The following is a 9,688-nucleotide window of genomic DNA, read 5'->3' on the forward strand; positions in this document are numbered from 1 at the left end:
GCAGCGGCCAGATCTCGACCTCTTTTCAGGCTCGCCGAACATGCGGTCATCGATCCAAGCGATCGTGAGGACGAACGACCGCACATTTCACCGCGACGCGTCCGCCGGTTACCAGCCGCGGCCGAGGTCCACGACCGCGCGGCCGGTGTACCCGCCCGCGCGGAGGGCCTCGACAACGGTGCCGACACCGTCGATCCCGATGTCGTTGGCGACGAGGTCGAGATGCCGCGGGCGCAGATCGGTCTCGATCCGCTGCCACAGGGCGCGACGCGGCGCGATCGGCATGAGCACCGAGTCGATGCCCGCGAGGGTGACGCCGCGGAGGATGAACGGCATGACCGTGGTCTTGAGGCCGGCGCCGCCGGTGAGGCCGCTAGCGGCGACGACGCCGCCGTAGTTGAGGGTGCTGATCACGTCGGCGAGCGCGGCCCCGCCGACGCAGTCGACCGCGGCGGCCCAGCGGCTCCTGCCCAGCGGCCGGGGCTTGGCGTCGGGGTCGAGCGGGAGCCGGCCGATGACCTCGGCGGCGCCGAGCTCGCGCAGGCGATCCGCGGCGGCGGGCTTGCCTGACGACGCCACGACCTCGTAGCCGAGGCCGGCGAGCAGGTCGATGCTGGTGGAGCCCACGCCGCCGGTCGCGCCGGTGACCACGACGGGCCCGGCATCGGGGGTGATGCCGGCGTCGAGGATGGCGGCGACGCTCATGGCCGCGGTGAAGCCGGCGGTGCCGATGGCAGCGGCCTCGCGGGTGCTCAGGGCCGCCAGCTTGACGGCCCACTCGGCGGGGACGACGGCCTGTTCGGCGTAGCCGCCGTCGCGGGCGGTGCCGATCTCGTAGCCGTGCGCGATGACGCGGTCACCCGCGGCGAACTCGTCCGAGGTGGTCTCCAGGACGGTGCCGGCGATGTCGATGCCGGGGACGATCGGGTACTGGCGCACCACACCGCCGCCCGGTGTGAGGGCCAGGGCGTCCTTGAAGTTCACGCCCGAGAACTCGACGGCGATCCGCAGCTGCCCGGGCTCCAGCGCCGCCGGTTCGCGGGTCTCCACGCGGGTGGTCACCGCGTCGTCGGCGGATTCGGCGATCAGGGCCCGGAACTGGGTCATCGTGGTCTCTCCTAGGGTCTCGGCGGCTTTCCCGCGATCCTAGAGGGAGGCGACGACGGCGGCGATGCGCCGCTCGCGGGTCTCGGCCCGCTTCGCCTCGGCCACGCCGCGCGCCGCCTCCTTGCGGCGGGTGTAGCTGAGGGCGTCGAAGGCCTCGCGGCGGCCCGCCGTCTGCAGCGCGGCGGCGAGATCGTCCGGGAGTTCGACGGTCCGCTCGGCCTCGTCGAGCTCGACCAGGGCGTCGACGGTATCGCCGATCTCGACCTCGAGGTCCTTGCGTGCGGCCTTGGACAGGCCGATCAGGTTGCACCCACCCATGCCCGCGAGCCGCAGCCGCGCGGTGCGATCGCCGATCGTGACGCGCACCGCCGCGCGCTTCCCTCCGCCGAGTTCCTCGACCTGCGCATCGGTGAGTTCGATGGCGGTGGCCGGCCCAACCGGCTCCAGCGTGGTTCGTACGTGCAGTGCCATGCGTTCCATCGTCCCCGAATTCGTCGGGCTATGCGGGCCCGCCGCCGATCCCGACCTCGTTGCCGTCGGGATCGATGAAGACCGCCTTGCGCACACCGTTGTCGTAGGACTCCTCCGAGTCCGGCCGCAGTCCGCGTCCGGCCGCTGCGGCGAGGAAGGTCTCGAAGTCGCCGAGGAACAGCGTGACCGCGGAATGGCCCGCGTGCTCGGGGAGCAGCTCGACGTAGACGTGCACGTGCTCCCCCAGCGTCCAGACATGCTCGACATCGTTGGGCGCGAACGATTCCACGTCACCGAAGAGCTGCTCGCCCCATGCGATCGCGCGGGGCAGGTCGGTCACGGCGAGGCGTGCGAAGAGATCCATGATCACTCCTTGGGTCGGCGTTTCGACGGTGCGCGGCGCAGTAGGTCCGGGAGTGCGGCGACAGCCTCGGCGCCGGCGAGGCTCTCGTCGATGTTGACGAGGGCGAGCAGGCGCAGCGGCGCGCCCACTCGCGCCGCGGCCTCGAACTTGTGGTGGCCGTCGAGGAGGAAGTGGGTCACTGCCCAGTGCTCGTACCAGTCCGCACCCGGTTCGGAGACCGCCGGCGCCTGCCGATCGAGTATCGACAACGACACCGCCGTGGGCGTCGTGCCCGCGTCGAGCAGGTCGGCGTAGTGCTGGACTCGCTTCTGGTCGTTCCAGGTGGGAGGCACCATGGGAACAACGAACTCGAAGAGATGGGCGTCCGGGCCGACCTCGGTCTCGAAAGTGCGGTAGTACGGGGTCAGCGGGTTCTGGGGTAGGCCCCACGCCCGGTCGATTCCCCAGGTCGCGAGTTGCTCGCGCGTGAAGTAGTCGCGGTCGTCGTAGGGCGCGACCGACTCCGGCGCGACCTCTATCAGAAGCGGCAGATACTCCCCCTCGGGCAGCAGCCTCGCGAACGTGGTGATGACCTCGTCGTCGGCCAGGTCCAGGCCGACCTCCAAGCTCAGGAGTGGTTCCCGCTCGGCCGAGATGTTGTAGCCGATGGTCTTGCGCTCGAAGAGGAACGGACAGGTGCCGCACCAGTAGGAGAGCTCGAACGACGGGGTTCCCTCGATGAAAAGCTGCCGGGAAGACGTCGGAGTCTCCGGATCGATCGGGCCGATCCGCAGTGTCGCCTCGTCGTGCGGGACGCCGAGGCGACGCTGCGGGGCCGTGGAGATCAGCATGGGCGGATCGTAGGCCGGGGCCGTCAGTGATGCACCGGGCCGGAGGGGGCACCGTCGACCTTGGAGGGCAGGAGCAGGGCGGCCACGACGACAACGACGCCCATGAGCGCGGCGGCGGCGAAGGCCCACTGGAGTCCGCCGACGAAGGCCTCCGGCTGGGAGGCACCCGTCTCGGCGAGGTGCGACGAGCGGTTCGACATGACGACGATGAGCGCCGCGGTGCCGATCGCGCCCGCCACCTGCTGGAGCGTGCCGAGCAGCGAGGAACCGTGCGAGTACAGGTGCTCCGGCAGGTCGCCGAGGCCGACGGTGAAGACCGGGGTGAAGACGGCGGCCAGCGACACCATCAGGCCGATGTGCACCGCGACGAGCACCGGGTAGGGCGTGGTCGCGCTGATGCGGCTCAGTGCCGCGAGGGCGACGACGATGCCGATCGCACCGGGGATCACCAGCGGGCGTGCGCCGACGCGGTCGTAAAGCTTGCCGACCTGCGGGCCGAGCAGGCCCATCGCGAGTCCGCCGGGCATCACCAGCAAACCGGTCTGCAGCTCGGACAGCCCACGCAGCTCCTGCAGGTACAACGGCAGCAGGATCATCGAGCCGAGGAAGGCCATGAACCCGGCGGTCATCAGCAGCAGGGAGACCGTGAAGGTGCGGTGCCGCAGGGCGCGCAGGTCCAGGAGCGGCATCTCGCGCTGCTGGAGCCGGACCTGGTACGCCGCGAACGCGGCGATGAGCAGGACGCCCGCGACGACGATGAGCACCGGGCCCGTGACGTCACCCGTGCCAATCTCGCTGAGCCCGTACACGAGGCTGCCGAAACCGCCCGCCGCGAGCACGACGCTGAGCCAGCTGATCGGCGTGCTCTCAGTCTCGCCGACGTTCTGCAGCTGCCGCATCCCGGCGACGCCGACGAGCACCGCGATGGGCAGCACGAACACGAAGATCAGGCGCCAGGAGCCGAGGTGCAGGATCACGCCGGAGACCGCCGGGCCGAGGGCGGGCGCGCACGACATGGCCAGGGTGACCTGGCCCATCACGCGGCCGCGGTCGCTCTCGGGGACGACTGTCATCAGCGTGGTCATGAGCAGCGGCATCATCACCGCTGTGCCGCCCGCCTGGACGACGCGGGCCGCGAGCAGCACCTCGAAGGTCGGGGCGATCGCGGCGAGGGCGGTGCCGGCGCTGAACGTCGCCATCGCCACCGCGTACGCCGTGCGGGTGCTGACGCGCTGCAGGAACCAGCCGGTCACCGGGATCACCGCGGCCATGGTCAGCATGAACACGGTGGACAGCCACTGAACGGCGCGGGCGTCGACGCGGAAGTCCGTCATGAGGCGCGGGATCGCGTTGATCATGATCGTCTCGTTGAGGATCACGACGAAGGTGGCCGCGACCAGCAGCTTGATCACCAGCGGCGTGCGCCCGGCCTGCTCGGTCCGCGATGCGTCGGCGGGCTTCGTCAGGTCGGTGGGGGGATGGTCCATCTGTTCAGTGTGCGTGGCCATGGTGGCTTCCTCATAGTCGTTTTCCGGCGACCGGCGTCCGTCGCCGTCATCTATACGACGAACGCGAGCGCCTGATTTCGACATCATGGGCGGGCCTCGCCGAACGTGAGCATCAGCCCGGGCGGATCGACTCCCCAACGAGCGGCGGCGTCGACTATCAATGCAACCGCGCGTGCGATCCCGTCGCCGTGCAGCGGAATCGACATCTCGTTCGCGGAGTGATCGCGGGAGTCGGACCACGAACTCGGCGACGCCGCGCTCGGATCCGGCGCGGTGACAAGCGCGATGTGTTCATCCCACTCGGTCTGCCGATGTACGGCACATTCGAGCCAACCAGGAATTCCCTCGTCGGGCCCCTGGTCCACGGACCACCTCCCCGGCGACAGGCGCACCGTTTCGCCTGTCATCGCAGCGTGGAAGACCGCGCTCTCCAGCACTGCTTCGAGCTCGTGCAAACCGGCGATGAGCGGATCGGGCGCATCGCCGAGCGCAACGATGTGGCCGCGGAACGGAACGCCCTCGGCGAGCATCGCACCCGACTCGCGGGGCAACAGGGTCAGTGTCGCGGCTGACTGATCGAGGAACCCGATCTCCCGCTCGCCGCCGGACCCGAATCGCGCGCGCGAGACACGCCCCCATCCAAGCAATGAGGGAAGGAATGAGTCGTCCGTGAAGTAGACGAACTCCTCCTCGGCGGACCACATTCGCAGCTCGCCCATGCACGGCACCCCAACCACCACCGGGGTCCCGTTGCCACCAATCTCCAACATGACGCGAGTATGCGCGATAGGTCTGACATCCAGCGCTGACCGGCAAGGCGGATCAACTCGTACCAGTCGCTGGCCGCGGCGACGCCCACGTGATGGGTACGCTCGGTCCAGTGTTCGCCATCCTGCGCCGCCTGATCCGCTACGCCGTGATCGCTGCCGTCCTGTCGATGGCCGCCTCGAGCGCGTGGGTGCAGTGGGAGAGCCGCTCGCGCATCCAGCAGGACGCGTCCCGGCCGTGGGTGATCGTGCTGGGCGACCGCGTGCACGACGGCGAACCCTCGGTCTATCTACGCGAGCGGCTCGACACCGCACTGACGGTCCTGCGTGAGAACCGGGCGCAGCGCGTTCTCGTCTCCGGACACGCGGCATCGACGAAGGGCGACGAGGTGGCCGCGATGCGGAAGTACCTCGAAGAGCGCGGCGTCGCCGCCGGCACCATCACCGACGACCGCTTCGGCGTGACGACGTACAACACGTGCGCCCGCGCGGCATTGGTCTTCGGGATCACGCAGTCGATCCTGGTGACGCAGGACTTCCACCTGCGCCGCGCCGTCGCGCTGTGCCAGGCGCAGGGCATCGACGCGGTGGGCGTCGAGGCGGATTCCGACGCCGGCGTCTATCTGACGGTGCGGAACTGGGTCCGCGAGGTCTCTCTGTCGCGCCCGAAGGCCGCGCTCGACGCCCTCCGCGATCCCGGACCGGTGTCGCTCGACAGGTGAGCGGGCGAGCGTCCACGACTTCCTTGCCCGGCCGGGCGACCAGCGGAAGTCGACGACTAGTCGAGCGGATCATGCCATCCGGCGCCGGCGGATCTTCATTGCATCCCAGATACTCGGCCCCTCGGCGCGATATCTCCCCGACCTGCGCTCGAGCGAAGGATCGTGAGCCCAACATCGCCCTGCGTCAATCGCAGACCAGGTTCGCCCGCGATCGTCACGAATCCGCACGGTCACCGTGTACTGCCAGAACCGGCCGTCGACCGGATCCGGTGTGAATCGCAGGGCGAGAGCCACGCTGTCCACCCACTCGCCCGGGATGCGGCGAGCGGATAGCTGACGGACGAACTGCTCGCCGTACTTCCGTGCGAGCGGATCAGCGTGGGTATCGGCTCGCAGGTCGAGATCGACTCCCGACGGGCCCGCTTCACGACAGAGAACGCCGATGCCCCACCAGCCCGCGATGTCGTTGTTCCGGCTACCGAAACTGGTGGCGATCCCTCGGCACACGTCTTCGAGCTCGCGGCGCCGGGGCATCGGGACGTCCCGACCTACACGTTGAAGCGGAACTACGTCCTGGGAGTTTGTCGATACTGGTTCCGTTGGGTAAGCCGAATTCTGCCTGCTCACAGCGTTGGTTCCGTTGGCTATGCATGAGGGTGACCGAATGCGCTGCGGACTGGCTGCGGACTAGCCTCTTGCCATGACCGCAGACCACCTCCTCAAATACGAAGACGTCGCCCGCCTCCTCACCATCAGCAAACGAGGCGTCGAACAACTCGTCCACGACGGCGAGTTGATCCCAGTGCACCCGCGGCGCGGCTCGCGCCTCGTTCGGTTCCGGGGCAGCGACATCCAGAGCTACATCCGGGGCCTACCGGAGGTGACGAATCCGCGATAGGCTGATCGGCTGCCCTTCGAACAGGAGGTCATAACGATGAGCGGCACGGACAAGGACACCCGCGAGTACCGCGCGATGCTCGCTGCTCGGTACGGCTACCCGTACCGGCGCGACAACGGGCCCGGGTGGTGGCGTGCGCATGAGCGTCGTGTGGAGCGGCGCCGGGCGAGTGCGTCGCTGCAGCGGGGCGACTCGCCCGAGGCATACCGCCGGCCCTGGTACTGGTAGCCGAGAGGAACACCATGACCACGTACAGAGTGAACGTCCATCGCGAGGATCGTTGGTGGATGATCGACGTTCCTGAGCTTGAGGGTTACCGAACTGCCGGCGGCGCGATCAACGTCGGCACGGTCACTCAGGCCCGCCGGTACGCCGACATCGAGCAGGAGGCACGCGACTTCATCTGCACCGTCGTCGGGCTGCAACACTCGGCAGTTCAACTCGTGATCTGCCGCTGAACGGAGGCGCGCTAGAGCCCTACCGCGTTCACCCCGTACGCCGCTTGGGCGCTAGTGAACCCTTCGTACATGAGCTGATCGATTAGGCCGCTCCGGGAGAATGACGAGTATGCCAGGTACTCCTTCGCCTTCTTGGCGGCCTGCTCATTCCAGTTCACGACGATGTTGTCCACCGCGTACGTCGAGTCTGAAGTGGAGAAGCCCTCGTACTCCAGCTGAGCGATGAGGCCCGTGCGTGAGAACGCCGAGTAGTTGAGATACTCCTTCGCCTTCGAGACCGCGTTGGACTGGCTAGCGGGCGTCTGCGGCAGCGGCGTGGCAGAGACGACCACGGGGGTAGCGAAGGCGATGGATGCCGCGCCTACGATCCCGACGATGGCGGCGTTGACGGTGCGCTTCATAGCGGGTGATCCCGATTCTTGAGAAGGGTTAAACCCGGATCGTACCTCGCAAAATCTCTGCGGCATATGACTGTTCGCCAACCTTCCAAACCCGGTTTCGCTCCCGACGGCGCACACCGGTCGCTACTGTCTCGGACATGGCGAAGACACGGAAGATCACCCTGCAGCTCCGCGACGGCGGCTTAAGAGAGTTCGTCGGCGACGACTTCCACATCAAGGAACCCAACGGGCCCAATGGACTGATGGAGGTCTGGGATCGGGAGAAGAACGAGGCCGTTTGGAAGGAGGGCTTCAGTAACGGTGCCCGAGATGTGGTCAACGTGGAGGTCACCAACGTGGACTCCGAGGACTGAGCTACCAGGTCACCCTCCGTGAGTGCCTTCCTGCTCCAATATCGGGGTAGTCGTCGATCGCACGGATCCGTCTGGCGCTACGAGGTACCAGCTCGCTCTTTCATCGCGTGCGGGCAGCGAAACGTCGGGGACAGCTGCGCGTCGCGTCGAGTGGCCGTTGAGCGCTGTGACGGGCACGGTGATCGGCTTCCCCTTGGCGGCCGGCTCCAGCACTCGGGCCCAGTAGTTGCCGGTTAGCCCGGCCGCTCGAGACCGTGCCTCCGACGCGCGGGCGGCAGCCACCAGGCACTCGTACAGACCCGCTCCCGAGCGCCGGCCACCCGCGGCGCCAACGACCCTAGGCACCGCGCCGCCAACGAGCATCCGCGGCCGCGCGCGCCTTCACCGTCTTCTGCGACTCCGACGGCGGCAACTCGGTCCGAACCTGCTTCAGCAACCTCGCGATCGAGCCCTCCAACAACCGGGCCTCCGCCGAGAGCTTCAGCTTCAGCCCCGCATCGTCACACCCGTGATAGAGGTCCAGAATCTCGCACTTTCGGTCAGTTTCGTCCTGGATCTGCTCGATAATTGTGGCCTCTGCGGCACCCCATTCGAGGGACACACCGGCTGCTTCGCCGGCTGCGGACAGCTCGTCAGCCAGGGCTTTCGCCAGTTTGCGGGCTTCAGCGGATCGCCTCACGGCGTACCTCCGATCTGTGGGTCAGCGTTTATGCGTGCGTCTGGCGGATTCCGCAGCACCCATCGGTCGACCTTGGGCGTGGGGCAGGGGGTGGGTGGGGGTGGGTCGTTAGGCGGGCGGTGCGATGGTCGCTGCGACGGCTCGGGCGTCGTGCAGGGCCTGGGTTCGGGCGGCGGTGGCGTTCGCTTTGGCGGCGTCGGCGAGTGCTTCTGATGCGGCGGTGTAGCCGTCGGTGTGGGCGAGGTTGGCGGCGGTGATCGCGGTGTCCATGTCGGCGACTGCGGAGGCGAGGTGGTCGGCGCTGCATCCGAATGTGATCTGGGGGTGCGTGGCGTCGTCGTTGACGTCGGCACGCAGGTCGAACGTGGTGGCCGCGCGCTTGAGGTGCGAGCCCCATTTGGTTGGGATGGCTTCGGATAGCTCGATGGAGACGGTGATCTGGCCGTCGTCGTTGGCGTTGAGGACGTGGGGTGTGGCGATGCGTCGCAGGTTGGTCATGTGTTCGCTCCTCTGGTTGTGGTGGTCAGGCTCGTTCGCGTCGGGTCTTGAGTACGTGGCATGGGTTGCACACGGGCTGTGTGTTGGCCGGCGTGAGTGTGCCGCCTTGTGATGCTGGGGTGATGAGGTCGACTTCGGTCGGCTGGTGGGTGCAGCGTGGGCTGATCTGCAGTGCACAGTCGGGATTGCCGGCGAGAGCTGCTGACCGCAACCTCTTCCACTCGGCGCTGCGGTGGGTGAGCGAGGAGGCTGTGCGTCCTGTGCTGGTCCACTTGTTCCTGTGGCTTGGGCAGTAGCTGGTGCCTCGGACTGGTGTGGTGCAGTCGGGGTGGCCGCAGTGCTTGGGTGCGCGCGGCATTAGAGGACCGCCGGGTCGACGAACTTGGGCTGCCGCCATTGGGTCGAGCCGCTGCTGATGTGGCGCTTGACTGCATCCACATTGTGGCGGGTGACCGCTACTGCCTGTGTGGCTCGCTTCGCCGCGTCGCGGGCCTTCTTGTACTCGGGCACGACCTCGGCGATGGGGACTGGTGCACGGTTAGGTGACATCTGATCTGGCTTGCCCCGGGAGGGCGGCCTGGAAGGATGACTACTGTGCCTAAGCCTTATCCGAAAGAGTTCCGTGATGATGT

17 protein-coding genes are annotated in these 9,688 nt (G+C 67.9%); 5 read left to right on the forward strand and 12 right to left on the reverse strand.

Translation table 11 applies throughout. The annotated features are described in order from the left end of the window. Window positions 1-108 precede the first annotated feature (108 nt). From WFK95_RS22070 to WFK95_RS22095, 6 genes are all read right to left on the reverse strand, one after another. Window positions 109-1,107, reverse strand: coding sequence for an acrylyl-CoA reductase family protein (locus WFK95_RS22070; RefSeq protein WP_336671995.1), 999 nt, complete (start codon window positions 1,105-1,107; stop codon window positions 109-111). Between the two features lie 39 nt (window positions 1,108-1,146). Continuing rightward, window positions 1,147-1,578: a YdeI/OmpD-associated family protein gene (locus WFK95_RS22075; RefSeq protein WP_336671996.1), complete on the reverse strand. Its 432-nt coding sequence runs from the start codon at window positions 1,576-1,578 to the stop codon at window positions 1,147-1,149. Window positions 1,579-1,606: 28 nt separating this feature from the next. After that, the gene (locus tag WFK95_RS22080) at window positions 1,607-1,942 is read right to left on the reverse strand and encodes a VOC family protein (protein ID WP_224645895.1); all 336 of its coding nucleotides are present in this window, start codon (window positions 1,940-1,942) and stop codon (window positions 1,607-1,609) included. Window positions 1,943-1,944: 2 nt separating this feature from the next. Further along, entirely contained in the window at window positions 1,945-2,772 is an 828-nt protein-coding gene (locus tag WFK95_RS22085) for a hypothetical protein (protein ID WP_336671997.1), read from the reverse strand. 23 nt (window positions 2,773-2,795) lie between these two features. Further along, complete coding sequence (locus tag WFK95_RS22090; protein ID WP_336671998.1) at window positions 2,796-4,280, reverse strand: MDR family MFS transporter; 1,485 nt, start codon at window positions 4,278-4,280, stop codon at window positions 2,796-2,798. Window positions 4,281-4,363: 83 nt separating this feature from the next. Then, on the reverse strand, window positions 4,364-5,050 hold the full coding sequence (locus WFK95_RS22095; RefSeq protein ID WP_336671999.1) for a hypothetical protein: 687 nt from the start codon (window positions 5,048-5,050) through the stop codon (window positions 4,364-4,366). Between the two features lie 110 nt (window positions 5,051-5,160). Between WFK95_RS22095 and WFK95_RS22100 the strand changes: the two genes are divergently transcribed. After that, window positions 5,161-5,769 (forward strand): SanA/YdcF family protein, encoded by a 609-nt coding sequence (locus WFK95_RS22100; protein WP_336672000.1) that lies wholly within the window; start codon window positions 5,161-5,163, stop codon window positions 5,767-5,769. Between the two features lie 69 nt (window positions 5,770-5,838). On the opposite strand, the gene WFK95_RS22105 is transcribed toward WFK95_RS22100, so the two are convergent. Then, window positions 5,839-6,303, reverse strand: a complete 465-nt coding sequence (locus WFK95_RS22105) for a hypothetical protein (RefSeq protein WP_336672001.1) — start codon at window positions 6,301-6,303, stop codon at window positions 5,839-5,841. Between the two features lie 166 nt (window positions 6,304-6,469). Between WFK95_RS22105 and WFK95_RS22110 the strand changes: the two genes are divergently transcribed. From WFK95_RS22110 to WFK95_RS22120, 3 genes are read left to right on the forward strand one after another with little or no spacing between them, the layout of a single operon-like run. Next, window positions 6,470-6,667 (forward strand): helix-turn-helix transcriptional regulator, encoded by a 198-nt coding sequence (locus WFK95_RS22110; protein ID WP_336672002.1) that lies wholly within the window; start codon window positions 6,470-6,472, stop codon window positions 6,665-6,667. Window positions 6,668-6,703: 36 nt separating this feature from the next. Beyond that, window positions 6,704-6,895 carry a hypothetical protein gene (locus tag WFK95_RS22115; RefSeq protein ID WP_336672003.1) on the forward strand — a complete coding sequence of 64 codons (192 nt, stop codon included), beginning with the start codon at window positions 6,704-6,706 and terminating at the stop codon, window positions 6,893-6,895. Window positions 6,896-6,954: 59 nt separating this feature from the next. After that, entirely contained in the window at window positions 6,955-7,125 is a 171-nt protein-coding gene (locus WFK95_RS22120) for a hypothetical protein (protein ID WP_336672004.1), read from the forward strand. An 11-nt stretch (window positions 7,126-7,136) separates the two neighbouring features. Here the strand turns inward: WFK95_RS22120 and WFK95_RS22125 are convergent, their stop codons facing one another. Continuing rightward, complete coding sequence (locus WFK95_RS22125; protein WP_336672005.1) at window positions 7,137-7,526, reverse strand: Ltp family lipoprotein; 390 nt, start codon at window positions 7,524-7,526, stop codon at window positions 7,137-7,139. Window positions 7,527-7,663: 137 nt separating this feature from the next. Here WFK95_RS22125 and WFK95_RS22130 point away from each other — a divergent pair, with 137 nt between their 5' ends. Further along, window positions 7,664-7,879 carry a hypothetical protein gene (locus WFK95_RS22130; protein WP_336672006.1) on the forward strand — a complete coding sequence of 72 codons (216 nt, stop codon included), beginning with the start codon at window positions 7,664-7,666 and terminating at the stop codon, window positions 7,877-7,879. A 337-nt stretch (window positions 7,880-8,216) separates the two neighbouring features. On the opposite strand, the gene WFK95_RS22135 is transcribed toward WFK95_RS22130, so the two are convergent. The 4 genes from WFK95_RS22135 to WFK95_RS22145 form a co-directional block, all read right to left on the reverse strand. After that, complete coding sequence (locus WFK95_RS22135) at window positions 8,217-8,558, reverse strand: hypothetical protein (protein ID WP_336672007.1); 342 nt, start codon at window positions 8,556-8,558, stop codon at window positions 8,217-8,219. A 108-nt stretch (window positions 8,559-8,666) separates the two neighbouring features. Beyond that, window positions 8,667-9,056: a hypothetical protein gene (locus WFK95_RS22140; RefSeq protein WP_336672008.1), complete on the reverse strand. Its 390-nt coding sequence runs from the start codon at window positions 9,054-9,056 to the stop codon at window positions 8,667-8,669. A gap of 25 nt (window positions 9,057-9,081) precedes the next feature. Beyond that, entirely contained in the window at window positions 9,082-9,453 is a 372-nt protein-coding gene (locus tag WFK95_RS24790; RefSeq protein WP_443081585.1) for an HNH endonuclease, read from the reverse strand. Further along, on the reverse strand, window positions 9,414-9,605 hold the full coding sequence (locus WFK95_RS22145) for a hypothetical protein (protein ID WP_336672009.1): 192 nt from the start codon (window positions 9,603-9,605) through the stop codon (window positions 9,414-9,416). The genes WFK95_RS24790 and WFK95_RS22145 overlap by 40 nt, the downstream gene beginning before the upstream one ends. Window positions 9,606-9,688 lie beyond the last annotated feature (83 nt).

Source organism: Tsukamurella sp. USMM236, from assembly GCF_037148755.1.
Lineage (GTDB): Bacteria > Actinomycetota > Actinomycetes > Mycobacteriales > Mycobacteriaceae > Tsukamurella.